The sequence below is a fragment of the Bradyrhizobium sp. USDA 3397 genome (assembly GCF_054060965.1).
Genome location: NZ_JBSSDS010000001.1, coordinates 2599833 through 2624865, shown reverse-complemented (window position 1 = coordinate 2624865; position 25033 = coordinate 2599833). Strand labels below are relative to the sequence as shown.

The following is a 25033-nucleotide window of genomic DNA, read 5'->3' as shown; positions in this document are numbered from 1 at the left end:
CAAAGCCGAATACGGCGTCTGGCAAGGTCCTTCTCACGCCGATATGCGACACGGAGAGCTCGATGAACAGACGCGAATTCACCCAGGCCATGCTGGCCGCCGGCGCCGCTATCCCCTTCGGCATCACGCGATCGGCCGGCCAGACCCGCGGTGGAACACTCAACACCATCATCCAGCCCGAGCCGCCGCTGCTGGTCACCGCCTTCAACCAGCAACAGCCGACGCTGACGCTCGGCGGCAAGATCTACGAGAGTCTTCTCAAATATAGCGCTGACCTCAAGCCGATGCCGGGCATGGCGCAGTCCTGGGAGATTTCGCCGGACGGGCTGACCTATACGTTCAAGCTGTTTCCCAACATCACCTTCCACGACGGCAAGCCGATGACGTCCGAGGACGTCGTGTTCAGCTGCATGAAGGTGTTGACGGAGACGCATCCGCGCGCGCGGCAGAATTTTGCGCGCGTCGCTTCGGCCGAGGCGCCCGATCCGCTCACCGTCGTGTTCAAGCTGAAGCAGCCCTTTGCGCCGTTCCTCGGCTGCTTTGACTGCACCTCGGCGCCGATCGTGCCAAAGCACATCTATGAAGGCACCGACTACCGCAAGAACCCGCTGAACGACAAGGCGATCGGCACCGGCCCATTCAAGCTGAAGGAATGGGTGCGCGGCTCGCATGTCCATCTGGTGCGCCATGAAGGATACTATCTGAAGGACCAGCCGTACCTGGATGAGATCATCTACCGCATCATCCCGGATTCGGCATCACGCGCGCTGGCGCTGGAGAACGGCACGGTGCAACTCGCGCAATGGACCGACGTCGAGTTCTTCGACGTGCAGCGATTCAAGGCGCAGAAGAACCTCGAAGTCACCACCAAGGGCTATGAGTATTTCGCGCCGCACCAGTGGCTCGAGATGAACAACCGTATCGCGCCGATGAACGACAAGCGCTTCCGGCAGGCGGTGATGCACCTGATCGACCGCGACGCGCTCGCCAAGCGGGTCTATTTCGGCAGCGCCAAGGTCGCGACCGGCCCGATCTCGTCCAAGACGAAATTCTACGACGGCAAGGTCAAGCGCTACGACTATTCGATCGACAAGGCCAAGGCGCTGCTCGATGAGATGGGGCTCAAGCCCGACACCAACGGCAAGCGCGCTGAGATCAAATACATCGTGCCGCCTTACGGCGAATCCTATCAGCGCGCCGGCGAGTTCTTCCGCCAGAGCTTTGCCCGCGTCGGCATCGATCTCGTTCTCGTCGGCACCGACATGGCCGGCTGGGCCGAGAAGGTCGGCAACTGGGACTATGAGATGACCCAAAACCTGCTCTACCAGCTCGGCGATCCCGCGCTCGGCGTCTCCCGCACTTACGTGTCGTCGAACATCAAGAAAGGCATCCTGTTCTCGAACACCGAAGGTTATTCCAACCCTGAGGTCGACAGGCTGTTCGACGAGGCCGCCGTCACGCTCGACGAGGCCAAGCGACTGGAGCTATATTCCAAGGTGCAGCAGATCCTGGTCGAGGACGTGCCGGTCGCCTGGACGCTGGAGCTCGAATATCCCATCATCTACGACAAGGCGTTCAAGAACATCGTGTCGACCGGCATCGGCTCGCACGAAACTTTCGGGTCGGTCTACAAATCGTGATCCGTCTCGGCAGCGCGGCGACGATCGGGCTGATGGCACTGAGCCGGATTGCCCAGCTCCTCGCCGTCATCCTCGTCATCGCCACTTTCAACTTCGTGCTGGTGCGGGCCGCCCCTGGCGATCCCGCCCAGGTCATGGCCGGCCAATCCGGCGCGTCCGATCCGAAGCTGCTGGAAGATCTGCGCAAGGAATATGGGCTCGACAAGCCCTACGCGGTGCAGCTGGCAAGCTATCTCGGCCGCGTCGTCAGGCTCGACCTCGGCTATTCCTACCGCCAGCGCCGCGCGGTGGTCGATCTCATCCTGGAACGGCTGCCGGCGACGCTGCTGTTGACGGTGACGGCCTTCTGCCTCGCGCTGCTGATCGGCACGACCCTCGGCGCGCTCGCGGGGCTGGCGGCGGGCAGCGTGCTCGATACGGTTTTCACCGTGCTGTCGCTGGTGCTTTATGCGACGCCGGTGTTCTGGCTGGGGCTGATGCTGGTGCTGGTCTTCTCCGTGACACTCGGCTGGCTGCCGCCGTTCGGTTACGAGACCATCAACGTGAAGCTCTCGCCGCTGGAGCATGTGCTCGACATCGCCAAGCACATGATCATGCCGGTGACCTCGCTGGCGGCTATCTATCTCGCGATCTATGCCCGGCTGATGCGGTCCTCGATCATCGAGGTCGCCCAGCAGGACTTCATCAAGACCGCGCGCGCCAAGGGCCTGTCCGGGCCCAGCATTGTGGTCGGCCACATGCTGCGCAACGCGCTGGTGCCCGTCGTCACCGTGGCCGGCATGCAGGCCGGCGCGCTGGTCGGCGGCGCCGTGGTCATCGAGACGGTGTTCGCCTGGCCGGGCCTCGGCCGGCTGACCTTCGATGCGCTGCTCCAGCGTGATTATCCCGTGCTGCTCGGCATTTTTCTCATTCTGTCAATCGTGGTCATCGTGCTCAATCTGCTGACCGATCTGATCTACAGGCTGATCGATCCCCGCATGACGACAGGAGCTGCGTGATGGATGCGGCTCGCGCCTTCCTGCGTCATCCTAGCGGCATGGTCGGCCTCGTCGTGCTGCTTGTCGTGGTCGTCATCGCGCTCATCGCGCCCATCGTCTTTCCGGTCTCGCCCTGGGAAATGGTCAGCGCGCCGTTCACGCCGCCCGGCGAGGACGGCCTGCTGCTCGGCGGCGACACGCTCGGCCGCGACGTTGCGGCCGGTGTTGCCTATGGTGCCCGCGTGTCGCTCGTCATCGGCATCGCCTCGGCCATGGCGGCTATGGTGATCGGCGTCACGATCGGCGCAATCTCCGGCTATTTCGGCGGCAAGGTCGATCTCGTGCTGATGCGGGTGACCGAGCTGTTTCAGACCATCCCCGCTTTCGTGCTCGCGATCCTCTTGGTCGCGACCTTCAACCCGTCGCTGCTGACGATCATCCTGACCATCGGCGCCGTGAGCTGGCCGCCGCTGGCGCGGCTCACCCGCGCCGAGTTCCTGCGCCTGCGCAATCGTGAGTTCGTCGAAGCCGCGCTGTGCCAGGGCGAGAGCACCTTGCAGATCGTGCTCGGCCATATCCTGCCCAATGCGATCTCGCCGATCCTGGTCGTGACCTCCCTGACGGTCGCCACCGCCATCCTACTCGAAAGCGCGTTGTCCTTCATGGGCCTTGGCGATCCCAATCTGATGTCCTGGGGTTTCATGATCGGAGCCGGCCGCACCGTCATCCGTAATGCCTGGTGGATGAGCGTGTTTCCGGGGCTCGCGATCCTCATCACGGTGCTTGCCATCAACCTGTTCGGCGAAGGTCTCTCCGATGTGCTCAATCCGCGTGTATCGAGGCGCCGGTCATGAGCGAGGCCGTGCAAGCCAAGGCACCCGTTCTGTCGGTCGAGGGGCTCTCGATCGCGCTGCCCGAAGGCGGCGATCGCCCGTTCGCGGTCGAGAACGTCTCCTTCGAGGTCAAGCCCAACGAGGTCGTCTGTCTCGTCGGCGAGTCCGGCTCGGGCAAGTCGATGATCGCCCATGCGGTGCTGTCGCTGCTGCCGAAGAGCGTCAATATTGCCGCGGGCGCCGTGACTGTCGCAGGACAAGATCCGGCAAAGCTCGACCGGCAGGCGCTGCGCCGCCTGCGCGGGGGCGAAGCCGCGATGATCTTTCAGGAGCCGTTGTCCTCGCTGAACCCGCTCAAGCGGGTTGGCAGGCAGATCGAGGAGATGATCCTCACCCATCAGAAGCCGATGCCGTCGACAATCGAGGTGCACGAACGCGTGCAGCAGCTCCTGACGCAGGTCGGCCTGCCAAATCCAAAGCTGCTTGAGAAGAGCTATCCGTTCGAACTGTCCGGCGGCCAGCGCCAGCGCGTCATGATCGCGATGGCGATGGCCAACCGTCCGGCGCTCCTGGTCGCTGACGAGCCGACCACAGCGCTCGACGTCACCACCCAGCGTCAGATCCTGCGCCTGATCGACGATCTCCGACGCGACCGCGGCATGGGCGTGCTGTTGATCACCCATGATTTTGGCGTCGTTGCCGATGTCGCCGACCGCGTCGTGGTGCTTCGTCACGGCAAGGTGGTGGAGCAGGGGACGGTCGAGGAAGTCCTGCGCAGTCCTAAGGCTGACTACACCCGCGAGTTGATCGATGCCGTGCCGAAGGCGCGGCTCGACGAGATCCGCCGCACCGCGGTCCATCCTACACCGCTGCTCGAAGTCATCGGTCTTGAGAAGACATTCCGGGTCAAGCGCGGCCTGTTGCAGCCGCCGCGCGAGGTCGTCGCGGCCGACGGCATCTCGCTGACCTTGTACGAGGGCGAGACGCTCGCCGTCGTCGGCGAATCCGGGTCCGGCAAGTCGACGCTCGGGCGCATGATCATGCGTCTGACCGAGCCGGATGGCGGTGTCATCCGCTTCAACGGCCAGGATCTGCGCCAGCTCCGCGGCGAGGCGCTCCGCCAGGCGCGAAAACAGCTCCAGATCGTGTTCCAGGATCCGTTTGCGAGCCTCGATCCGCGCCAGAAGGTCGGCGATGCCATTGCGCGCGGACCGATGGCCTTTGGCACGTCGCGCACGGAAGCGATGGAGCAGGCGAGGAAGCTGCTGGTGCGAGTTGGCCTCAACGCCGTCGCCGCCGATCGTTACCCCCACGAATTCTCTGGGGGCCAGCGCCAGCGCATCTGTATTGCGCGCGCACTGGCACTCAAGCCGCGCGTGCTCATCGCCGACGAAGCCGTGTCGGCGCTTGACGTTTCCGTCCAGGCTCAGGTGCTGGCGCTGCTTGCCGAGCTCCGTCAGGAGATGAAGCTCGCCATGATCTTCATCACCCACGACCTGCGGATCGCCGCCGAGATCGCCGACCGCGTCATCGTGCTCCAGAAGGGGCGCATCGTTGAAGAGGGCGCGACCGCGGACGTTTTCACGGCCCCTCAAGCCGCCTACACACGCGACCTGCTCGATGCGATCCCGGGCCGCGATTTCTTTGACCAGCCGGGCTTTGCCAGCGTGACCGGCACACTAGCGACAGCAAGGATGAATTCATGACCGACAGCCGTCCCCTTCCAGCCGGCGCGCGCGAGCGCATCGAGGCCGCTGTGGATGCCGCCTTCGACGAGCAGATCGACACCACGATCGCGTTCACGGCGATCCCGAGCACGCGCGCGGCGGAGGCGCCCTGTCAGGACATGTTCGCAAAGCTGTTGCGCGATCGCGGCTACGAGGTCGATGACTGGGTCATCAACCAGGACGATCTGAAGGCGCTGCCGGGCTACGGTCCGGTCGAGACCGATTTCTCGCGTGCCCGCTCCGTCGTCGGCACCTTCCGGCCGGCCAGGGAAGAGGGCCGCTCACTGATCCTTCAGGGCCATTGCGACGTCGTGCCGGCAGGTCCGCTCGACATGTGGGAGCGGCCACCGTTTCAGCCGGTGGTCGAGAACGGTTGGCTCTATGGTCGCGGCGCCGGCGACATGAAGTCCGGTACCATCTCGGCGCTCTACGCGCTCGATGCGATCAAGGCCGCGGGCTACAGGCCCAAGGGCCGCATCCACCTGCAATCGGTGATCGAGGAGGAGAGCACCGGTCTCGGCGCGCTCTCCACGCTTCAGCGCGGCTATCGTGCAGATGTCTGCATCCTGCCCGAACCGACCGACGAGAAGCTGATGCGTGCCCAGGTCGGCGTGATCTGGTTCCGCCTGAAAGTGCGCGGGATACCAGTCCATGTCGCACGAGCCGGCACCGGCTCAAATGCGATCAAGGCTGCAATCCACCTGATCCAGAAGCTCGAAGGTCTCGAGGCCGAATGGAACGAGCGCGCCAAGACGCACCCCTCGTTCAAATCGGTCGAGCATCCGCTCAACTTCAATCCTGGAATCATCAAGGGCGGTGACTGGGCCTCCAGCGTGCCCGCCTGGTGCGATGTCGATTGCCGCATTGGTGTGCTGCCCGGCTGGAAGATCGCCGACGCCCAGGCCGAGATCGTGGATTTCGTCGCCAAGGCGGCGCGCTCGCATCCATTCCTCGCCAACAATCCGCCGGAGATCGTCTGGTCCGGCTTCCTGTCGCCGGGCTACGAGGCGACGGAGATTCAGGAAAGCGAGGCGGTTCTCGCTCCGGTCTACGAGCATGTGTTCGGCCGCAAGCTGACCAGCTTCTCATCAACCGCACTGACCGATGCGCGCTTCTATGGTCTCGATTTCGGCGTGCCTGCGTTTTGCTTCGGCGCCACAATGGAAGGCGCGCACGGCTTCAACGAGCGCGTCGATCTCGCCTCGGTCAAGCGCGTCACCAAGGCGCTTGCGCTGTTCACCGCGAGCTGGTGCGGCATCGAGGCCAATTAGCCGAAAGAAGAAACTCACCGCAAAGAGGGAGGTTCGCGAATGGACAGCCAGGGTGCAGGCGGCAAGCCGCCGGTCAAGACGCTAGAGGATCTGCGCGCGCATTTCGGGCAGCTCAGCCCGCTCGCCGAGAAGAAGGTCCTCAGCCATCTCGACAGGTTCTGTCGCGACTTCATCGCGCTCTCCCCGTTCCTCGTCCTTGCCACCAGCGACGGCAACGGTCATGCCGACGCAAGCCCGCGCGGCGATGCGCCGGGCTTCGTCGCCGTGCTCGACGACAAGACGCTGCTGATCCCGGACCGGCGCGGCAACAACCGCGTCGACACCTTCGGCAATATCATCGCTTCCCCCGGCATCGGCCTGATCTTCCTGGTGCCGGGGATCAACGAGACCCTGCGCGTCAATGGCCGCGCCGAGATCTCGCAGGATGCCGAGCTGTTGACGCCGCTCGCGGTGCAGAACGTGGTCCCAATCATCGGGCTGAAGATCCATGTCGAGGAAACCTATTTTCATTGTGGCAAGGCGCTGATGCGCTCGAAGCTCTGGAATCCGGCTGCTCAGGTCGAGCGCAACAGTTTCCCGACGCTCGGCCGGATCATCGCCGAGCAGACTGTCGCCATCGCGGTCGAAGAGGCCGAGAAGACGATGGAAGAAGGATACCGTACGAGGCTCTACTAGTCCGAACGGAGCGGCATCGTCAGCTTTCGGACGATTAGGCGGCTCCTCGCGCCCGCTTCATTGAACATTCAGTAAAGTAGTTTGCTAAACACGCGGCTATGGCCGACCTTCCTGCTCTCCTGTTGTTCGGGTGGGCTGGATTCTCCTGCCGGGCGACATCGGCGATCGCATTCGGCAAGATCTTCCGGCATTTTCGCTGCGACTGCGAACATCCCGCTTGCGCGCCAGCGCCGCGGGTCTTTCGCCGGACTCGCGACAAACGAGGCTTGACGATCTCCGAAATTTAGTAATACGTTTAGTGTTACAAAAAACTAAACATCACGCATCGGGCCGATGTGTGGGAGGAGCCCAAGCCATTCCGGAGCCATCTCCGGAAGCGGCCCGTCTCGTCCTTCACTCATCGTTCCTCAAACTCGGTTTCAGGGTCTTGGCGTCGTTCCGGCAGGACGCGCCAAGCGGGTCAGATGCTTCAACGAGAGAGGAAACGGATATGCGGACATTCAATTGGTTGAGAGGCTCGGCGGCCACCACGGTTCTTGGGGTGGCCCTGCTGGGGGGATTTGGCGGAGGCGAAGCTGCGGCCCAAGGTAAGCAGCTCACGCTGTGCTGGGCGGCATGGGATCCAGCCAACGCGCTGGTCGAGCTCGGCAAGGACTTCACCAAGCAATCCGGCATCGAGATGAAATACGAGTTCGTCCCGTGGACGAGCTATGCCGATCGCTTCCTCAATGAGCTCAACTCCCACGGCAAGCTCTGCGACCTGATTATCGGCGACAGTCAGTGGATCGGCGGCGCGGCCGAGAACAAGTGGTACGTGAAGCTCAACGATTTCTTCGACAAGGAGAAGATATCGATGGACGACTTCGTCCCGGCGACGGTCGTCGGCTATTCGCAGTGGCCGAAGAACTCGCCGAACTATTGGGCGCTGCCGGCCATGGCGGATGCGGTCGGCTGGACCTATCGCAAGGACTGGTTCTCGCGCCCGGATATCCAATCGGCGTTCAAGGCGAAGTACGGCCGCGATCTGGCGCCGCCGAGGACCTATGACGAGTTGAAGCAGATCGCGCAGTTCTTCCAGGGCCGCGAGATCGACGGCAAGAAGGTCTATGGCGCCTACATCTTCACCGAGCGCGGCTCCGAAGGCATCACCATGGGCGTGACCAACGTGCTCTACAATTACGGCTTCAGCTACGACAATCCCAAGAAGCCGTACCAGATGCAGGGCGTCGTCAATTCGGCCGACGCCGCCAAGGGGCTCGAGTTCTACAAGGAGCTCTATAAGTGCTGCACGGCGCCGGGCATGACCAACGCCTACATGCAGGAGGGGCTCGACGCCTTCAAGTCCGGTCAGGTGGCGATGCAGATGAACTGGTTCGCCTTCTTTCCCGGCCTCTACAAGGATCCGAATGTCGGCGGCGACAGAATAGGCTTCTTCGTCAACCCGTCCGGGCCGAACGGACACTTCACTCAGCTTGGCGGGCAGGGGATCTCGGTGGTCGCGACCTCCGACCGCAAGGACGACGCGCTCGCCTACATCAAATGGTTCGCGCAGCCCGCCGTGCAGCAGAAGTGGTGGCAGCTGGGTGGCTACTCGGCGCTGAAGGCCGTGGTCGACGCACCAAACTTCCCGAAAAGCGCGGCGTTCGCGCCTCAGTTCCTGGAGTCGATGGGCATCGTCAAGGACTTCTGGGCCGAGCCATCCTACGCCCAGTTGCTGCTCGACATGCAGAAGCGTGTGCATGACTACGTCGTCGCCGACAAGGGCACGGCGCAGCAGGCGCTCGATCTCCTCGTCAAGGACTGGACCAAGGTCTTCAAGGAGCAGGGCAAGCAGGTCGCCTCGCAATAGGCCGTAGGCCTCGCGTCGACGAAACGGTACCCCGGGGCGTGTGCGCCTCGGGGAACCCGAGCCAGCCAGCCGATGGACAAGATGACCACGATCCTTCAACCTGACGATGCTACGTTTCCCGGCATGAGCGAGCCCGCCAAATCCCGCACCGGGCGACCTGTCCGCGGACTGTCGGACCGAACAATCGCATGGCTGTTCGTGGCGCCGACGATCGCGCTGTTGCTGGCGATCAACATCTTTCCGCTGCTGTGGATGATCCGGCTGTCCTTCACCAGCCTCAATCTCAGCATGTCCTATCTGCCGCTGCGCTTCGTCGGCCTCGACAATTTCACTGACATCTTGACCGACGAGGACGTCTGGTTCCGGCTCCAGACCACGGCGCAATTCGTGATCTGGTCGGTGGCACTGCAGGTGATCATCGGCTATGGCCTGGCGCTGTTGATCAACCGCCAGTTTCGCGGTCACAGCTTCTGGACCACGATCATCCTGCTGCCGATGATGCTGTCGCCGGCGGTGGTCGGCAACTTCTGGACGCTGCTGTTGCAGCCGCAGATCGGGCCATTCAACTACGTGATCAGCCTGTTCACCGGCGTGCCGCCGAGCTCGTTCAGCATGACCGGGCAGGTCTCGCTCGCGCCCTGGACCATCGTGCTGGTCGACACCTGGATGTGGGCGCCCTACGTCATGCTGATCTGCCTCGCCGGGCTTCGCTCCATACCCGACTACATCTACGAGGCGGCCGAAGTCGACCGCGCCTCGGCCTGGCGGCAATTCTGGTCGATCACGCTGCCGATGACCTTTCCATTCCTGATGCTCGCCGTGCTGTTCCGCGCGATCGAGAACTTCAAGATGTTCGACATGGTCAATCTGTTGACGTCCGGAGGCCCGGGCTCGACCACCGAGCTGGTGTCGATCACGCTGAAGCGCGCCGCGTTCGAGAAATGGCGCACCGGCTATTCCAGTGCACTCGCCATCATCCTGTTCGTGACCGTGTTCGGTGCGGCCAACATCTACGTCAAAGCCCTCAACAAGGTGAAGCAACGATGACCGCCGCCCTCACCAAGTCCACCGCGCACTCCATTGTCGAAGCGTCGCCGCGCGCAAAGATGGTGGCGGGTGGCCTCGTCATCCTCTACGCCGTGATCACGATCCTGCCGCTGGTCTGGATCGTCGCCACCGCCTTCAAATCGCAGAGCGACGCGATCGCATATCCGCCCAAGGTGATCTTCGAGCCGACTCTCGAAGGCTTTGTGAACCTGTTCACTGTGCGCACCCGGCAGACGCCTGACTTCATCGCCAAGCTGCCGCCGCCGGAGACGTGGTACGACAAGCTCGTGCGCCAGCGCGACATGGTCATTGCCGGACCGTCGAAGGTCGTGCCGCGTTTCGTCAACTCGCTGATCATCGGGTTCGGCTCGACCTTCCTGGCCGTCTTTCTCGGCACGCTCGCGGCCTACGCTTTCTCGCGCTTCCGCATTCCCCTGGCTAACGACCTTCTGTTCTTCATTCTCTCGACGCGCATGATGCCGCCCGTTGCGGTCGCAATCCCCATCTATCTGATGTACCGGCAGCTCAATCTGACCGACACCAGGCTCGGAATGATCCTGCTCTACACTGCCGTGAACGTCTCGCTCGCGGTCTGGCTGCTCAAGGGATTCATCGACGAGATCCCGCGCGAATACGAGGAGGCCGCTCTTGTTGACGGCTACACGCGGCTGCAGGCGCTGCGCAAGGTTGTGTTGCCGCAAGCCGTCACGGGTATCGCAGCCACCGCGATCTTCTGCCTGATCTTCTCCTGGAACGAATATGCCTTCGCGGTTCTCCTGACCAGCGGCGAGGCGCAGACCATGCCGCCCTTCATCCCCTTCATCATCGGGGAGGGCGGGCAGGATTGGCCGGCCGTTGCCGCGGCCACCACCCTGTTCGTCGTGCCGATCGTCCTGTTCACCGTGTTGTTGCGCAAGCACCTGCTGCGCGGCATCACCTTCGGAGCTGTGCGCAAATGAGCGGTTCTGCTGCAATCGCCAAAGGCGTGGTCTCTCGCTGGTTCCGACGCGGACCCTGGGAGACGGCTGCCATGACCCTGATCGGGGGAGGCATCGTCATGCTGGTGCAACCCTGGTCGATCGATCTCTACAGCTATTCCTTCGTGACGATCCTCGCCGGTACGCTCGGCTACGTCGTCGTGAGCCATTTTCCGGAATAGGGCGGCAGACATGGCACAGATCCGCGTCGAAAACCTGCGCAAGTCGTTCGATCAGTTTGCCGCCGTACAAGGCTCCAACTTCACGATCGACGATGGCGCTTTCTTTGCGATGCTCGGCCCCTCCGGCTGCGGCAAGACCACCACCTTGCGCATGATCGCGGGTCTGGAGCTGCCGACCGAGGGCAGGATCCTGCTCGACAATGAGGACGTGACCTTCCAGCGGGCATCCGCGCGCGATATCGCCTTCGTGTTTCAGCTTTTCGCGCTGTATCCGCACATGAACGTCGCCGAGAATATCGGCTTTCCGCTCAAGTGCCAGGGCATGGCCCGGCGCGATATTCACCAGCGGGTGCAGGAGACAGCCAAACTGCTGCGAATCGAGCATCTGCTGTCGAGCAAGACGTCGAAGCTGTCTGGCGGCGATCGGCAGCGCGTTGCGCTGGGGCGCGCGATGGTGCGGCGGCCAAAGGCCTTTCTGATGGACGAGCCGCTGGGCGCGCTCGATTCCGAGTTTCGTCATCTGATGTGCAGCGAACTCCGCGACCTGCACGATCGCATCGGGGCGACCACCGTCTACGTGACGCATGACCAGCTCGAGGCGATGTCGATGGCGGATCGGATCGCCGTCATGAACCAGGGACGCGTTGAGCAGATCGGCCTGCCGCAGGAGATCTATGATCGGCCCGCGAGCATGTTCGTGGCCGATTTCATCGGCTCGCCGCCCATGAATTTTCTGCGCTTCGAGGCTGGTCTGCGCTCCGGCGATCGGACGATCAGCTTCCATGACACGAGCATCGCGGTGCCGGAGATCCGAGAGGATCGCGCCAGCGCCGGTATGGCACTCGGCGTTCGTCCGGAGCATATCCGCTTCGCCGACGCGGCACCCGTCCGCGGCGAGGTGTTTGGCGCGGAGTATCTTGGGACCACCCAGATTGTCACCGTCGACACCGCGCATGGACGCATTGCGGCGCGGTTGCCTTCCAGCACGCCCGTGCGGATCGGCGAGCGGGTCGGCCTTGAATTCCGTTCGGAACGACTCGCGTTATTCGACGTCGCCAGCGGCCTTGCGATACGAACTGCCACCGCGGGGAGCGCAGACCATGGCTGACGTCGCCCTACGCAACATCAGCAAGCGCTTCGGCGCGGTGGCGGCCGTGCGCGAGCTCTCGCTCTCGGTGAACGACGGAGAATTCATGGTGCTGCTCGGACCGAGCGGTGCCGGCAAGACCACGACCTTGCGGCTGATCACTGGGCTCGAGACTCCCGATTCCGGCTCGGTCATGATCGACGGACGCGACGTGACGCTGGCTCCTCCGGGAGCGCGCGATATTGCCTTCGTCTTCCAGCAATATTCGCTCTATCCGCATCTCACCGTCTATGACAACCTTGCGTTTCCGTTGCGCTCGCCCGCGCGACGGGTATCGGAGCCCATCATCAAGAAGCGGGTCGAGCAGACGGCGGAGTTGCTGCACATCGCAAGCAAGCTGAACAATCGCGCAACCCGACTTTCGGGCGGCGAGATGCAGCGGGTGGCAATCGGTCGTGCGCTGGTCCGCGATCCCTCGATCTATCTGATGGACGAGCCGCTGTCGTCGCTGGACGCCAAGCTCCGTGCCGAGCTGCGGCTGGAGCTCAAGCGGATCCAGCTCGAGCTTGGTGCGACCATCCTCTACGTGACCCACGATCAGGTCGAGGCCATGACGATGGCGTCCCGGATCGGCGTGATCAAGGACGGCGAGCTGCTCCAGCTCGGCACGCCCCGGGAAATCTACGAGAGACCGTCGTCGAGCTATGTCGCCTCGCGCCTCGGCACGCCCCAGATCAATTTCCTCCCCGCCCGGCTGTTGTCGGACGTGCCGCTGCCGCCGGGAACGGAGACAGTCGGTATTCGCACCGAGCACCTTCGCCTCGCGGCGCGCAATGGCGGGCCGATGGTCGGCCGCGTGCACCGGGTCGAGCACCTCGGCGAGCAGAATCACGTTCACTTGGACTATAAGGGAGAGATGCTGGTCACACTTGCGGATCCGCATCAACCGCTGCATGCCGGTCAGGAGGTTGAGCTGGATCTGATGCAACCGCTCTGCTTCGACGGCGCCGGGCAGCGCCTCCCGGCGGTTCATTAGAGGATCAAACGCGATGTCGCTGCAACCCGGGACGTTCAAATCGCTGGTCAAGCTGGCCGCAGAGCGGGTCATTGCCAGCGCGCCGGAGCTCACGAGCCTGGACCAGGCCATCGGCGACGGCGACCACGGATTCAACATGAAGCGCGGGTTCGAAGCCGTGCTCGGCAAGCTCGATGCGATCTCCGAACAGCCGTTCGACGAGGCTTTGAAGACGATCGGAAAGACGCTCGTGATGACGGTCGGCGGTGCTTCCGGCCCGCTTTACGGCAGCTTCTTCCTGGCCGCAGGCGAGGCCCTCTCGCACGACAAGCATCTGCCTGAGGACATCGCTGATGTCTTCGGCAGCGGTGTGAACGCCGTCAGTGCCCGCGGCCGTTCGCACGCCGGTGAAAAGACCATGCTCGACGTGCTCGTTCCCGTGCTGGAGACGCTGAAGAATGCAGCCGGCCAACCGGACCTGATCGCGCGAGTCAGCACAACGGCCGCAGAGGCGGTCGAGCGGACTGCGCCGATGCGGGCCACCAAGGGGCGGGCGTCGTTTCTCGGGCCGCGCAGCGTCGGTCATATCGACCCCGGCGCGCGCTCGAGCTGTATTCTCGTGCAGGCGGTATGCGCGAGCCTGGAGGGAAAGCAATGACTGATGCCGTGGGGATCGTGATCGTCTCGCATTCGAAGGACATCGCCAAAGGCACCGCCGACATGGTGCGGCAGATGGTCGGCAGCGAGGTCAAGGTGGCCTTCTGCGGCGGCAATCCCGATGGCGGGCTCGGCACCAGTGTGTCACTGATTGTCGACGCCATCAACGATGCCTGGTCGGCCAAAGGCGTCGCGATCCTCGTCGATCTCGGCGGCGCCGAAACAAACAGCGAGATGGCGGTCGAAATGCTGGAGCCGGCACGCCGCGATCTCGTTGTCGTATGCAACGCGCCGATCGTCGAGGGCGCCGTGATGGCGGCGACCGAGGCGGCGGGCGGCAGCTCGCTGGCCCAGGTCAAGGCCGTGGCCGAGGAACTCTCTGCCGACTGATGCGTCGGCCGAACGATGATGGAATAAGACCATGTTGGATAAAGCGGACGGCCAGATCTTCACCGAGAATGTGCGGCTGGTGCACGCGGTGGGCATGCATGCACGCCCGGCGGTCAAGCTGACCAAGCTGGCCAAGAAGTTTCAGGCCCAGATTTCCGTCCGGGTCGCGGGCGCGACCGAGTGGATCAATGCCAAGAGCGTGGCCAAGATCATGGCCATGCGCGCGGCTCACGGCAGCACGATCGAGATCAAGGCGTCGGGCAGCGACGCACAGGCTGCCGTCGCCGCCTTGGTCAACCTGATCGCAACCGACTTTCCGGACGAGGCGTCATAGCATGCAGGGAGGCGCCGCCGGACTGGCTTTTCGCGGCAGGACCGCCTCGATCGGCTTTGCCCACGGCCCGCTCATCCGTGTCGATGCGGGCACGAATGGCGAGCGGATCGCAGGCTCGCTGGTCGAGGAGGCGCTCGATCTTCGCAAGGCGATCGACGCGGCGAGCGGGCAGATCGCCGAGCTCGCCGCGATCGCGGGAGGTGAGGCCGCGCAGATTCTCGAGTTCCAGGTCGCGCTGCTGGAGGATGAGGATTTCATCGAAGCGATATTCACGGCGATAAGCGAGGGGGATGCCGCCGACGTCGCATGGCGTTCCGCGCTCGACGAGCAGATTGCAGACTATAATGCGGCCGAGGACGAGTATCTGAAGGCGCGCTGCTCCGATCTTGCGGATCTACGCGACCGCATCATCAGCATCTTGCGCGGAGGCGGGGGCGAGGCCCCCAAGCTACCGAGCGGTGCCGTCGTTTGCGCCGACGATCTGCCGCCCTCGCGTTTCCTGGAGATCGACTGGTCGGCCGGCGGTGGTCTTGCGCTCCTGCGCGGTAGCCCCACGAGCCATGTCGCGATGCTGGCGCGCGCGCGGGGCATCCCCATGGTCGTGCAGCTCGGCGCCATTCCGGAGATCGGCGGAACGGCGCTGCTCGATGGCGAGGGCGCTACGCTCGAGCTCGATCCCAGTGCCGAGCAGCTGCGGCTGTTCGAGAAGCGGCGCGAAATTCATCGCAAGAGCCGGGCGTCCGCGCGGGCGATCCTGCGACGGCCGACCGCATCATGGCGCGGGGAGCGGATCAAGCTGCTCATCAACATCCAGCGCGTCGAGGATCTCGATCATGCCGACGCACAATATGCTGACGGCATTGGGTTGATGCGCACCGAGTTTCTGCTCCCAGAGCGCGGCGGCCTGCCCGACGAGGAGACGCAGTATCGCGCCTATGCTGCCGTTCTGCGCTGGGCCGATCGACGCCCGGTTACCATTCGCACGTTTGATGCCGGCGGCGATAAGCCGGTACCTGGATTCACCATCGACGGTGAGGCCAATCCCTTTCTGGGCGTGCGTGGCCTGCGGCTTTGCCTCGCCCGCCCCGAGATATTCAGCGTGCAGCTCCGCGCGCTGGCCCGTGCGGCCGTGCATGGAAATCTCAGGGTCATGTTTCCGATGGTCACGGCGCCGGACGAGTTCGAGTGCGGACGGAAGCTGTTCGCCGAAATCGTGCAGCGCTTGCAGGCCGAGGGCATTGCCGCGATGCTCCCGGAGCTGGGAATCATGGTCGAGGTCCCGGCGGCGGCCCTGGCGATCGCGACCTTCAAGGCCTCCTTCTTCTCGATCGGATCGAACGATCTCGCGCAATATGTCCTTGCATGCGACCGTTCCAATGGAGCTCTCGCCCCCTTGATGGATCCCTTGCATCCGGCCCTCCTCGAACTGATAGCGCGAACCGCGGAGCACGGACGTCGCGCCGGAACGAGCGTCAGCCTGTGCGGCGACATGGCGAGCGACCCGCGCTGTCTGCCCGCGCTTCTGAATTGCGGCCTGCGCGAGTTGTCGGTGAATGCGTCGGCGCTGGCGCAGATCAAACAGACAATCGACCGCTTGAGCAGCGGAGGCGGGCTTGGCTGATATGGCGATCGATGAACCGGCCGAGGCGGGCGCCGTTGCGGTTTACAAGCGCATCTTCAAGGAGGTGCTTGAGAGCCGCCCATCAGGCATGCGGCTGCGTCTGGCCCATGCCATGGGCAAGAACCGCAGCTTCGTCAGCCAGATCAGCAACCCGGCCTATCCGGTGCCGATTCCCGTGCAGCACCTGAACACGATCTTCGACGTCTGCCATTTCCCGCCGCAGGCGAAGGCGGCGTTCCTTCGTGCCTATACCCGTGCGCACCCGCGCCGGATCGGCCGCCTGACGGAGGGGGCGCATGAACGGACGCTGACGCTGCACCTGCCGGATCTCGGCAGCTCGAAGCGCAATGCGGAGCTCGATGCGCTGCTGCAGGAATTCGCGCGGCGCTTGGGAGCAATCATGCGGGAAAAATGAGCGCCAAGCTCAGAGGGACGAAGAGGGGAGGAGAACATGAAAAAGTTCATCAATTCGGTTGATGGCGTGCTCGCGGAGAGCCTCGACGGGTTGGCTGCGGCGCATGCCGATCTCGTGACGCTCGGGCCCGAGCGAAAATTCGTGCGGCGCCGCGAGCTCAATTCGCGGAAGGTCGCGCTCGTATCCGGCGGCGGTAGCGGGCACGAGCCGCTGCATGCGGGCTTCGTCGGCTATGGCATGCTCGATGCGGCTTGTCCGGGACAGGTCTTCACCTCGCCGACACCGGACCAGATCGTCGAGGCGGCGCAGGCCGTTTCGGGCGACGCCGGCGTGCTCTTCATCGTGAAGAACTATGCGGGCGATCGCATGAACTTCGAGATGGCGGCCGAGATTTCCGAGGGTCGCACGGCCACCATCGTCACCGACGATGACGTCGGGGTCGAGAATTCCACCCACAGCATCGGCCGCCGGGGTGTGGCCGGCACTCTGATCGTCGAGAAGATCGTCGGCGCGGCGGCCGAGAAGGGGGCTGACCTCCAGGCTTGCGTTGCACTCGGCGAGCGCGTCAACGCCCGGACGCGCTCGATGGGGGTGGCACTGACGAGTTGCACGGTTCCGGCTGCAGGCACGCCGACCTTTGTGCTCGCCGAGGACGAGATGGAAGTGGGTGTCGGCATCCATGGCGAACCGGGACGCCGCCGCGTCAAGCTGGAGCGCGCTGACGCGATCGCTTTTGAGATGACAACTGCCATTGCCGGGGATCTCGACGCCCGCGATGGCGACGAAGCCCTGCTGCTCGTCAATGGATTTGGCGGAACGCCCGCGATCGAGCTTTATCTGATGTACAACGCGGCGCGGCGGATGCTCGAAAAGCGCGGCTTGCGCATCGCCCGTTCGCTGGTCGGCAGCTATGTCACCTCGCTGGACATGGCGGGGTGCTCGCTCACCGTGAGCCTGCTCGATACCGAGACCCGGGCGCTGTGGGACCATCCCGTGCGCACGGCCGCGTTGAAATGGTGATGGCGGCTGCGAATGGCTGCTGATGATTTCGATCGTGCTCCGGCGGACGATCGGCCGGGGCCACGCCTCACGCATGTATCGGGAATTCTCCCGGTTCACCCTCCCTGAAACTTGCCGTGTCCCTTGGACACGGCTTCTTTTTTGGGGCGGTAGGCAGCTATTTCCCTGTCCGTCCCAGGCGCGGGGTCCAATGAGTGCTTTGCGCTGGAAATGATCGGCGGGCCCCCTCGGCTCCGGCCGAAACGAGCGTCGCCATTGCAGCAGCGATGAACGCGAAACTCCATATCGCCGCGCTGTTGCGGCGACGCCTGTAAGCTCTCCAAGACGATCTTGAGCTTCTCGTCCCCGAACCAGCGCCGCCGCCGGCCCGTATCCATCACCTCAGGCCGTTCGTCTCGGTCGCCGCGCCTATCTGATGCACCCGGTCCAATCAGGGACTCGGCCGCTCTGACATCTTTTGACTCAACATGCCGACGCGCAGAAACGTTCAGTCACACGCGGCCCAATTTGGATCCAGGTGTCTGGATAACGAGCGCGGGTCGGGAGAAGGGCGACGCTCGATTCCATCAAGATCGGACGTTCGTCGGGTAGTTCAGCTTTGCGAGAGCGGGAAAGCGAGGTCTGCAGCGTCGAAGAGCTTGATGTTCGCGGGGCGGTGCGCGGTGTGCAGCTGACCAATGGATCGAAGCCTGCAGCGACGATCAAGGTTCTAGAAGGAGGGCAGATGACTGTCGCAATAGTCGGCGCAATGAGAATCCTGACAACGCGCCGGTTGAATATGCCACGGCTCGGTTTTTGGATGCTGATGGCCGTCGCCGCCGCATCCCCTGCATCAGGGCAGGAGAGCTTCAATAGCGTCGCCGGTTCATGGTCGGGCAGTGGTTGGATGAAGCCCAAGGACGGCCCCCGGGAGCGGGTTCGCTGTAAGGTCGACTACGTGCCCAAGAACGAAGGCCAATCCGTCAGGATGAATGTGCGCTGCGCGAGCGAGGCGTACAAGATGGATCTGGGCGCCACGATCGAACAAAGCGGCTCGGAGCTTTCAGGAAACTGGTTTGAAAGCCAGTACCGCGTCGGGGGCAAGGTCTATGGGAAAAATCAGAATGGCGTGATCGATGCCCGCATCGAGGGCGACAAGATCACGGCGTTGCTCGTCGTTCGTACGAAAGGAAGCCGCCAATCCTTCGTCATGGAGTCGCCGGGAGCCTGGGTATCCGAGGTCGCCATCGATCTTACGCGCGATGCGCGATGACGCGAACAAAGTACCGACGCGATCTCTCTCATGGCTCGCATGTGTGCTGTTGACGTCGTGCGCTGTGCAGCCCAAAGGCTCGCCGATGGCTCCGGAGCCGTCGAAAGTCATGGGCTCGCTGAAGAAAGTCGCCGCCGAAGCCCAATTGAAGGAGCCTGTCGAGTTCTCAGAGCCTATCCGAGCCCATCCGATCTCCTCCGTTCCTTGGATCATATGTTTGCGAAGCGGCGCCACGGAGTTGTCAAAGCGGCGTCCTTATGCGGTGCTATTCGAAGGCAACCGCTACGTTGAGGCGCGACTGTCGGTGATCGTCGACCGCTGCGAAGGGCAGTCGTTCGCAGCTCTGCCGAAATGATGCAGAGGCAGGCTTCGCTCGCAGACGGAGGTCGACTGAGCGACCGCAGGCTCAGGAGTGCTCGTCCAGGTAGCTAACCTTGGCGGCGAGCTGATAGCCGCCGTTGCGCACCGTCTTAAAGATGTGGTTTGCGCCGCTCTCTGCAAGTTTGCGCCGAAGTCGACTGATCAGTACATCAATGGAGCGGTCCAGGACGTCTCCATCGCGCCCGCGGGTCAGATCGAGCAGTTGGTCGCGAGACAGAACGCGGCCGGGACGGTCGAGAAACGTCAAGAGGAGATCAAACTCCGCCCCGGTCAAATCGATCGAGGTGCCTTGCGGAGCGACCACCGACCGGGCGGAAGGATCGGCGACGAACCCTTCGAAGAGGTAGCGACCTTTCCCGCCGTGAGAGGGGCGGCCATCGTCGCCCCGTCGGAGCACAGCGCGGATACGGGCGATCAGTTCACGCGGGTTGAACGGTTTGCCGAGATAGTCGTCGGCGCCGATCTCCAGGCCGATGATCCGATCTACCTCTTCTTTCAGAGCAGTGAGCAGGATGATCGGAATCCGCGATCGTGAGGACCGGAGATCGCGACAAAGATCGAGTCCGGACCCGTCCGGGAGCATCACGTCCAGTACGACCAGATCGATCTGATTCGTGGCGATCCGTTCACGTACCTCCGCGCAGCGGGACGCGAGTTGAACCCGGAAGCCCTGCTCCTTGATGTAGCGAGCAAGGAGCTTGCGGATCTCTAAGTCATCATCGACGACAAGGATTTGGGGAATGTGCATGAGCGCCGGTTTAGTCCGGTTGGAACAGGCTGAAGGGTATTATTTGTAACGAAGGCTGTCCTCAATTCGGACTGGACATCTTTCGACACAAATCGCGGTCGGTCAGCAACATTAGGTCATCAGCGGCCAGATTCCGAGCCATGTAGCCCGTTTATCACGAGCGCAGGGTTCACAATAAGGGGGTCTGAATGCGCTCCGCCGCCGGTCTTAACCATCCTGGTTCATATCCGTCGTTTCCGTACCAACGCCGGTGGCCGCTCGGATATTGCGCATCGCGCCTGCTTCGCTTCGCGCTGTCGTACGGCCGGACGGGTGCGAAATTCGAGGGCGGCTTGGCCTCGGACAACCGAGTATGCCCCGCGATCGCGGCGGGTTGGAGGCAGTTGGCGGCGACGGGCCGAAACAAGTCGATGCGCTTGGCACTCCTGCCCATCCTTGCACTGTTGCCCGGTTGCGCGACTCCCGCGCTGGTCCAGGGCAACGGGCTGTCCTCCTACGAAGGATTGAAGCAGTCGGATGGAAAGATCACCAAGTCCCGTCTTCAGGTGAAGAAAGAGCAGGTAGCGGCGGCGAAGACGATCAATGTCGCATCGACGGCATTCCCTGCCCACGTTGCGCCTGCGCTAACCCATGAGCAACGTATCCTTGTTGCCAATACGGTAAGCCGCGCCTTGTGCATCAATTTGAGCGACAGATTCAGAGTGGTGTCGCCCGATCAACGGGCGGATTTGACCGTGCGTGCGGCCATTACGCGTGCGACGCCGACTGATGAAGTCGCCGCGGGCGTCTCGGCCGCGGCGAAGCTCGGTACAAGCTTCGTGGACACGGCCGTTCCGATTCCAGTGCCCCGCATTCCGGTTGGACTCGGAGACTTGTCCATCGAGGCCGAAGCCGTCGACGTCACGGGGCGGCAGCAAGCCGCCATGATCTGGGGAAGAGGGGCGAACGCCTTTTTCAGCACGCCGAGAGCATCGAAAGCCAGTGACGCTTACGATCTCGCTCGGGACTTCGGCGACGACTTCGCTAAGATGCTCAACAAGGGTGAAAGTCCCTTCGAGGGCTTTAGTATCGATATCCCGTCCTTGGAAAAGGTCGGCTCGAATATTGGTCTCGCTCCCAAGTATGCGGCGTGCGAAACCTATGGCCGGGCTCCTGGGATCGCCGGTCTGGTCGGCGGCAAATTGGGCCTTCCTCCCGAATGGACCGATGACGGTCCAGCGGAAACACGAAAGTAGTGGTGGTCGAGGACGGCCGGATCGGCAGACGCGGCCTTTGCGGCTCGATCGCGAAGGTCGCCTACGATGATGGTCATCCACGTCGTCGTGTACGGCCCCCGTGCCCCGTGTCGGCCGATCGAGCATCTATCGTCGAGCCCTTCAGGTGGACGACCCGTTCGCTCGGAGGTCTTATTAGGCGTCCTCAGATACCGAAGACCATGTGTACATCGAGATCAGTGATGCGTGTGGCCGCGCTGTTTCTGATGACCGGCCTTCTTTGCGGATGTGCCCTCCTGTTCCCGCGCGATGTGGTTCCGAAACGGCTCATTGACGAGGCCGAACTCACCGGGATGCCGAACATTCGGGTATGGGGGGACGCTCCGCCCGAGGCGCTTGCCGCCCTGTCTACAATCAAACAAATCCGGAGCAAGCCGAATGCCGCTCATGGTCGTCTCGGCCAACAATCGGATGAGCTCAACATTCTCGCAATATCTGGCGGAGGCGACAACGGTGCCTTCGGTGCCGGTCTCTTGGTCGGGTGGGGTGATGCCGGCACGAGACCTGAGTTCGATCTGGTCACCGGGGTGAGCGCCGGCGCGTTGACTGCGCCGTTCGTCTACCTGGGGCGGAGCAGAGATGCAGCATTGAAAGAGGTGTTCACGAGGTACGAGCGCAGCGATATCTACGATCCCGGCGTCGTGGCGCCATTGCTCGGATCGGGCTTGGTCGACAGCTCCCCGCTCGAGAGTCTGATAGCAAAGTATGTCGATGATCAATTCCTCCGCGATATCGCGATGGAGCGGCGAAAGGGTCGAGTGTTGCTCATCGGAACGACGAATCTGGACGCGCAGCGTCCCGTTCTATGGGATGTGGGACGCATAGCCATGAGCAATCATCCGCAAGCCCTGCCCCTCTTCCGAAAGATCCTGCTGGCTTCCGCTTCTGTGCCGGGTGCCTTTCCTCCCGTCCGCATCAAGGTCAGTGTTGCAGACCGCACCTACGAGGAACTTCATGTCGATGGAGGCGTGACTCAGCAGGTTTTCGTGCCGCGACCTTCGACCATCATTCGCACCGACGTCCCAACCAAGAAAGCTGCTGCACGCCTTTTCATCATCCGAAACGGAAAGATCAGCCCGGAATGGGAAGCCGTAGAACCGGGCATTCTCTCTATTTCTCTGAGGTCGATCTCCACCCTGATCAAGAATCAAAGCATCGGCGACCTCTATCGCATCTATGCGAAGGCCGAGATCGACGGTACCGACTTCAACCTTGCGGCAATTCCGTCGACCTTTCGAGCGACGAGGGAGGCTTCGTTTGAGCAGGGATATATGCAGGCGTTGTACACCGAAGGCTATCGTTCCGGTTTCGAAGGCTACCGGTGGATAAAGGCACCCCCGGGAATCGCGAAGAATCCGAAGCCGCTGGGTCACTTCTCCAGTTCGGCCTCGCCCCCCGCCAGCCAGAGTGCGGAGCTCCGGTAAATGTGTCCCGCCGGGGTTAAAGGGGCACCCGTCAGTGTGGCTCCGCCGGAAGCGAGTGCGTAACCGGCAGCGTCACGGTCTGGATCAGCCCCCGTGGTGATCCGTTCTGGATCTTGATGCTGCCTCCTGCGCGCTGAACGATCTCTTTCGCGATCGTCAAACCGAGCCCGGCACCATCGAACTGCTTTGTGCGCGCCCGATCGACGCGGAAGAACGGCTCGAAAACCTGCCCGATAAGATCGGGCGGAATCCCCGGACCGTCGTCGTCGATCACAACGACGATGTCCTTCGCGCTGCTTTGGACAGCGACCCGGGCCCGCTTACCATGCGTGGATGCATTTATGAGCAAATTCCTGAAGGCGCGGCTCAGGCCTGTTCGATTCGCGAGGGCGGTCGCCGCCGCAGAGCTGGTCAGAGTGACGTCGTAAGATAGCGTTCGAAGCTCGTCCACGAGGTCGGAAACGAGAATGTCCAGCCGGATCGGCTCAGGTGCCGACTTGCCGGAGTCCTCTCTCACGAGAAGAATTGCGCTGTCCGCGATCTTTTCCAGCTCGTCGATATCCTTTAGCCACATCTGGCGGTCCTCTTCATCCGTGACGAACTCGGCACGCAGGCGCATACGGGTGATCGGTGTCCGTAAGTCGTGGCCGGCTGCCGCGACCAGCCGCATTCGGCTTTCCATTGCCGCCTTCAGCCGGGAAGACAGAGAATTCAGCGCTCTGGCTGCGACCCGCACCTCCGCCGGTCCTGTCATGGCCAGTTCGGGAAGGACACCGTCCGGGCCTACGGTTTCGATCGCGCGTTCGAGAAGTACGAGAGGTTTGACCATCCGGTTCGCGAAAAAGAGAGCGACCGCCATTGTGCCCAGCGTGGTCAGCGCGAGCCAAATCAAAAGCAGATGGAAGACGCCGCCCGCGGGAGGCAAGTCAGGGATTTGCGTGACGATCCATCCTTGATCAACCGGAATGGACAGGAGAGCAAGATCGTCCCTGCGGGACACGATGACGTCGCGGGGGATCCCGCGGGCCATCAGCGCGTCGCGCAGCCAAGTGGTGAGATTGGTTTCGACTTCACCGCCCGCTGCGGCCTGTTGAACGATGACCAATTTGGGAGCGACCTGCCCAACTCGGGTCAATAACTCTACCTGGTCGACGAGTGGAGTGATTGCCTCCCGTTCGTTGGGCGGATCAAACAGGTAGACGAGAATCCCGGTCAGAATGCAGACCACCGAGATGATCACGACGGTGAGAAGGACGGCGAGTTTGGCGCGCAGGGTGTTCACGCCGGAAAGTCCTGCACCCCGACCTTCGCGACGAGCTGATAACCGCCATTGCGAACTGTCTTGAAAAGGGGCGGCATTCCGGAAGTGTCCAGTTTACGCCTCAACCGGCTGACGAGGACATCGATGGAGCGATCGAAGACCTCTCCCTCTCGGCCGCGCGTAAGGTCCAGGAGTTGATCGCGCGAAAGCACACGTCCCGGTCTGTCGAGAAAGACCTGCAACAGGTCGAATTCCGCGCCGGTCAGTTCGAGAGCATTGCCCTGCGCATCGGTCACGTTGCGCAACTGCGGATCGGCCGTAAGGCCGTCGAATCGGTACTTCCTTGCTTCTTGAGATCGAAGACTTCTTTCTGAGCGGCGTCGTAAGACGGCGCGAATTCTGGCGACCAGTTCTCTCGGATTGAACGGCTTGCCGAGATAATCGTCGGCTCCCATTTCCAGACCTACGATGCGATCGACATCCTCCTTGAGCGCCGTCAGAAGGATGACGGGGATCATGTTCCGTTTCGCTCGCAAATCGCGGCAGGCGTCGAGCCCGGAGCCGTCCGGAAGCATCACATCCAGGACCACGAGATCCGCCGGTCCGGCGGCAAGGCGCTCGCGCATCTCGCTGCAGCTCGATGCCAGGACGACGCGAAGCGACTGGCTTTCGATGTAGCGGGCAAGAAGCTTACGAATCTCGGGATCGTCGTCGACGACTAGGATCTGAGGAGTGTGTTCGTTCATGGATGCCGTTCACAGTGGCTCGGAAGCGCGGTTTTACCGGTAAACAGGGGCGAAAAAAGCCGGAACTCGTAACGAAAGGCGCCGAGGCACCAACCTAGCAACATTTCGACACAAACTGGCACCCTCCAGAGACGATCCGACACAAATTGTACTAAGCGAGCAAACGCCACGTCCTACCCGAGTGGTCGTCGGCCCTTCGCGGAAGTGTGGCCGGCGAGGCGTTCGGGAGT

25 protein-coding genes are annotated in these 25033 nt (G+C 62.8%); 22 read left to right on the top strand and 3 right to left on the bottom strand.

The window, feature by feature from the left end:
* Positions 1-62 precede the first annotated feature (62 nt).
* From ACVWYQ_RS12515 to ACVWYQ_RS12420, 20 genes are all read left to right on the top strand, one after another.
* Positions 63-1640, top strand: a complete 1578-nt coding sequence (locus ACVWYQ_RS12515) for an ABC transporter substrate-binding protein (protein WP_271544027.1) — start codon at positions 63-65, stop codon at positions 1638-1640.
* Complete coding sequence (locus ACVWYQ_RS12510; RefSeq protein WP_271544029.1) at positions 1637-2638, top strand: ABC transporter permease; 1002 nt, start codon at positions 1637-1639, stop codon at positions 2636-2638. Before ACVWYQ_RS12515 ends, ACVWYQ_RS12510 begins: the two co-directional genes overlap by 4 nt.
* Entirely contained in the window at positions 2638-3471 is an 834-nt protein-coding gene (locus tag ACVWYQ_RS12505; protein ID WP_456725665.1) for an ABC transporter permease, read from the top strand. Before ACVWYQ_RS12510 ends, ACVWYQ_RS12505 begins: the two co-directional genes overlap by 1 nt.
* Complete coding sequence (locus ACVWYQ_RS12500; protein ID WP_456725664.1) at positions 3468-5156, top strand: dipeptide ABC transporter ATP-binding protein; 1689 nt, start codon at positions 3468-3470, stop codon at positions 5154-5156. Before ACVWYQ_RS12505 ends, ACVWYQ_RS12500 begins: the two co-directional genes overlap by 4 nt.
* On the top strand, positions 5153-6448 hold the full coding sequence (locus tag ACVWYQ_RS12495; RefSeq protein WP_109142916.1) for an ArgE/DapE family deacylase: 1296 nt from the start codon (positions 5153-5155) through the stop codon (positions 6446-6448). The genes ACVWYQ_RS12500 and ACVWYQ_RS12495 overlap by 4 nt, the downstream gene beginning before the upstream one ends.
* 39 nt (positions 6449-6487) lie before the next feature.
* Positions 6488-7123: a pyridoxamine 5'-phosphate oxidase family protein gene (locus ACVWYQ_RS12490; protein ID WP_271544035.1), complete on the top strand. Its 636-nt coding sequence runs from the start codon at positions 6488-6490 to the stop codon at positions 7121-7123.
* 490 nt (positions 7124-7613) lie between these two features.
* Positions 7614-8972 (top strand): ABC transporter substrate-binding protein, encoded by a 1359-nt coding sequence (locus ACVWYQ_RS12485; RefSeq protein ID WP_456725663.1) that lies wholly within the window; start codon positions 7614-7616, stop codon positions 8970-8972.
* Positions 8973-9095: 123 nt separating this feature from the next.
* Positions 9096-10019: a carbohydrate ABC transporter permease gene (locus tag ACVWYQ_RS12480; protein ID WP_404546151.1), complete on the top strand. Its 924-nt coding sequence runs from the start codon at positions 9096-9098 to the stop codon at positions 10017-10019.
* A complete protein-coding gene (locus tag ACVWYQ_RS12475) occupies positions 10016-10978 on the top strand; it encodes a carbohydrate ABC transporter permease (protein ID WP_036041947.1) in 963 nt (320 codons plus the stop codon). The genes ACVWYQ_RS12480 and ACVWYQ_RS12475 overlap by 4 nt, the downstream gene beginning before the upstream one ends.
* Positions 10975-11178: a hypothetical protein gene (locus tag ACVWYQ_RS12470; protein ID WP_157284013.1), complete on the top strand. Its 204-nt coding sequence runs from the start codon at positions 10975-10977 to the stop codon at positions 11176-11178. Before ACVWYQ_RS12475 ends, ACVWYQ_RS12470 begins: the two co-directional genes overlap by 4 nt.
* 10 nt (positions 11179-11188) lie before the next feature.
* The gene (locus ACVWYQ_RS12465) at positions 11189-12286 is read left to right on the top strand and encodes an ABC transporter ATP-binding protein (protein WP_404539180.1); all 1098 of its coding nucleotides are present in this window, start codon (positions 11189-11191) and stop codon (positions 12284-12286) included.
* Positions 12279-13301 (top strand): ABC transporter ATP-binding protein, encoded by a 1023-nt coding sequence (locus ACVWYQ_RS12460; RefSeq protein WP_404539183.1) that lies wholly within the window; start codon positions 12279-12281, stop codon positions 13299-13301. Before ACVWYQ_RS12465 ends, ACVWYQ_RS12460 begins: the two co-directional genes overlap by 8 nt.
* A gap of 13 nt (positions 13302-13314) precedes the next feature.
* Positions 13315-13938: a dihydroxyacetone kinase subunit DhaL gene (gene dhaL / locus ACVWYQ_RS12455; protein ID WP_404539186.1), complete on the top strand. Its 624-nt coding sequence runs from the start codon at positions 13315-13317 to the stop codon at positions 13936-13938.
* The gene (dhaM, locus tag ACVWYQ_RS12450) at positions 13935-14327 is read left to right on the top strand and encodes a dihydroxyacetone kinase phosphoryl donor subunit DhaM (RefSeq protein WP_036041954.1); all 393 of its coding nucleotides are present in this window, start codon (positions 13935-13937) and stop codon (positions 14325-14327) included. Before dhaL ends, dhaM begins: the two co-directional genes overlap by 4 nt.
* Before the next feature lie 31 nt (positions 14328-14358).
* Positions 14359-14661, top strand: coding sequence for an HPr family phosphocarrier protein (locus ACVWYQ_RS12445; protein ID WP_063710681.1), 303 nt, complete (start codon positions 14359-14361; stop codon positions 14659-14661).
* Position 14662: 1 nt separating this feature from the next.
* Positions 14663-16282 (top strand): phosphoenolpyruvate--protein phosphotransferase, encoded by a 1620-nt coding sequence (gene ptsP / locus ACVWYQ_RS12440; protein WP_404539191.1) that lies wholly within the window; start codon positions 14663-14665, stop codon positions 16280-16282.
* Position 16283: 1 nt separating this feature from the next.
* Positions 16284-16697 carry a hypothetical protein gene (locus ACVWYQ_RS12435; RefSeq protein ID WP_198399756.1) on the top strand — a complete coding sequence of 138 codons (414 nt, stop codon included), beginning with the start codon at positions 16284-16286 and terminating at the stop codon, positions 16695-16697.
* 36 nt (positions 16698-16733) lie between these two features.
* Positions 16734-17717, top strand: coding sequence for a dihydroxyacetone kinase subunit DhaK (gene dhaK, locus ACVWYQ_RS12430; protein WP_404539194.1), 984 nt, complete (start codon positions 16734-16736; stop codon positions 17715-17717).
* Between the two features lie 724 nt (positions 17718-18441).
* A complete protein-coding gene (locus ACVWYQ_RS12425) occupies positions 18442-18969 on the top strand; it encodes a hypothetical protein (RefSeq protein ID WP_271544050.1) in 528 nt (175 codons plus the stop codon).
* 109 nt (positions 18970-19078) lie between these two features.
* Entirely contained in the window at positions 19079-19324 is a 246-nt protein-coding gene (locus ACVWYQ_RS12420) for a hypothetical protein (RefSeq protein ID WP_271544053.1), read from the top strand.
* Positions 19325-19375: 51 nt separating this feature from the next.
* Here ACVWYQ_RS12420 and ACVWYQ_RS12415 read toward each other — a convergent pair whose 3' ends face one another.
* A complete protein-coding gene (locus tag ACVWYQ_RS12415; protein ID WP_271544055.1) occupies positions 19376-20098 on the bottom strand; it encodes a response regulator transcription factor in 723 nt (240 codons plus the stop codon).
* Positions 20099-20481: 383 nt separating this feature from the next.
* Here ACVWYQ_RS12415 and ACVWYQ_RS12410 point away from each other — a divergent pair, with 383 nt between their 5' ends.
* Together ACVWYQ_RS12410 and ACVWYQ_RS12405 are read left to right on the top strand one after the other, a co-directional pair.
* Positions 20482-21333 (top strand): DUF3313 domain-containing protein, encoded by an 852-nt coding sequence (locus ACVWYQ_RS12410; protein ID WP_456725662.1) that lies wholly within the window; start codon positions 20482-20484, stop codon positions 21331-21333.
* A 221-nt stretch (positions 21334-21554) separates the two neighbouring features.
* On the top strand, positions 21555-22796 hold the full coding sequence (locus tag ACVWYQ_RS12405; RefSeq protein WP_404539197.1) for a patatin-like phospholipase family protein: 1242 nt from the start codon (positions 21555-21557) through the stop codon (positions 22794-22796).
* A 31-nt stretch (positions 22797-22827) separates the two neighbouring features.
* Here the strand turns inward: ACVWYQ_RS12405 and ACVWYQ_RS12400 are convergent, their stop codons facing one another.
* Entirely contained in the window at positions 22828-24078 is a 1251-nt protein-coding gene (locus ACVWYQ_RS12400) for a sensor histidine kinase (RefSeq protein WP_271544061.1), read from the bottom strand.
* Positions 24075-24803 carry a response regulator gene (locus ACVWYQ_RS12395; RefSeq protein ID WP_456725661.1) on the bottom strand — a complete coding sequence of 243 codons (729 nt, stop codon included), beginning with the start codon at positions 24801-24803 and terminating at the stop codon, positions 24075-24077. Before ACVWYQ_RS12395 ends, ACVWYQ_RS12400 begins: the two co-directional genes overlap by 4 nt.
* Positions 24804-25033: the final 230 nt, after the last annotated feature.

Coding starts and splice junctions, on each gene's coding strand:
- ACVWYQ_RS12515 (WP_271544027.1), top strand. CDS start 63: ATGAACAGACGCGAATTCACCCAGGCCATGCTGGCCGCCGGCGCCGCT.
- ACVWYQ_RS12505 (WP_456725665.1), top strand. CDS start 2,638: ATGGATGCGGCTCGCGCCTTCCTGCGTCATCCTAGCGGCATGGTCGGC.
- ACVWYQ_RS12500 (WP_456725664.1), top strand. CDS start 3,468: ATGAGCGAGGCCGTGCAAGCCAAGGCACCCGTTCTGTCGGTCGAGGGG.
- ACVWYQ_RS12495 (WP_109142916.1), top strand. CDS start 5,153: ATGACCGACAGCCGTCCCCTTCCAGCCGGCGCGCGCGAGCGCATCGAG.
- ACVWYQ_RS12490 (WP_271544035.1), top strand. CDS start 6,488: ATGGACAGCCAGGGTGCAGGCGGCAAGCCGCCGGTCAAGACGCTAGAG.
- ACVWYQ_RS12485 (WP_456725663.1), top strand. CDS start 7,614: ATGCGGACATTCAATTGGTTGAGAGGCTCGGCGGCCACCACGGTTCTT.
- ACVWYQ_RS12480 (WP_404546151.1), top strand. CDS start 9,096: ATGAGCGAGCCCGCCAAATCCCGCACCGGGCGACCTGTCCGCGGACTG.
- ACVWYQ_RS12475 (WP_036041947.1), top strand. CDS start 10,016: ATGACCGCCGCCCTCACCAAGTCCACCGCGCACTCCATTGTCGAAGCG.
- ACVWYQ_RS12470 (WP_157284013.1), top strand. CDS start 10,975: ATGAGCGGTTCTGCTGCAATCGCCAAAGGCGTGGTCTCTCGCTGGTTC.
- ACVWYQ_RS12465 (WP_404539180.1), top strand. CDS start 11,189: ATGGCACAGATCCGCGTCGAAAACCTGCGCAAGTCGTTCGATCAGTTT.
- ACVWYQ_RS12460 (WP_404539183.1), top strand. CDS start 12,279: ATGGCTGACGTCGCCCTACGCAACATCAGCAAGCGCTTCGGCGCGGTG.
- dhaL (WP_404539186.1), top strand. CDS start 13,315: ATGTCGCTGCAACCCGGGACGTTCAAATCGCTGGTCAAGCTGGCCGCA.
- dhaM (WP_036041954.1), top strand. CDS start 13,935: ATGACTGATGCCGTGGGGATCGTGATCGTCTCGCATTCGAAGGACATC.
- ACVWYQ_RS12445 (WP_063710681.1), top strand. CDS start 14,359: ATGTTGGATAAAGCGGACGGCCAGATCTTCACCGAGAATGTGCGGCTG.
- ptsP (WP_404539191.1), top strand. CDS start 14,663: ATGCAGGGAGGCGCCGCCGGACTGGCTTTTCGCGGCAGGACCGCCTCG.
- ACVWYQ_RS12435 (WP_198399756.1), top strand. CDS start 16,284: ATGGCGATCGATGAACCGGCCGAGGCGGGCGCCGTTGCGGTTTACAAG.
- dhaK (WP_404539194.1), top strand. CDS start 16,734: ATGAAAAAGTTCATCAATTCGGTTGATGGCGTGCTCGCGGAGAGCCTC.
- ACVWYQ_RS12425 (WP_271544050.1), top strand. CDS start 18,442: ATGACTGTCGCAATAGTCGGCGCAATGAGAATCCTGACAACGCGCCGG.
- ACVWYQ_RS12420 (WP_271544053.1), top strand. CDS start 19,079: ATGGGCTCGCTGAAGAAAGTCGCCGCCGAAGCCCAATTGAAGGAGCCT.
- ACVWYQ_RS12415 (WP_271544055.1), bottom strand. CDS start 20,098: ATGCACATTCCCCAAATCCTTGTCGTCGATGATGACTTAGAGATCCGC.
- ACVWYQ_RS12405 (WP_404539197.1), top strand. CDS start 21,555: ATGCGTGTGGCCGCGCTGTTTCTGATGACCGGCCTTCTTTGCGGATGT.
- ACVWYQ_RS12395 (WP_456725661.1), bottom strand. CDS start 24,803: ATGAACGAACACACTCCTCAGATCCTAGTCGTCGACGACGATCCCGAG.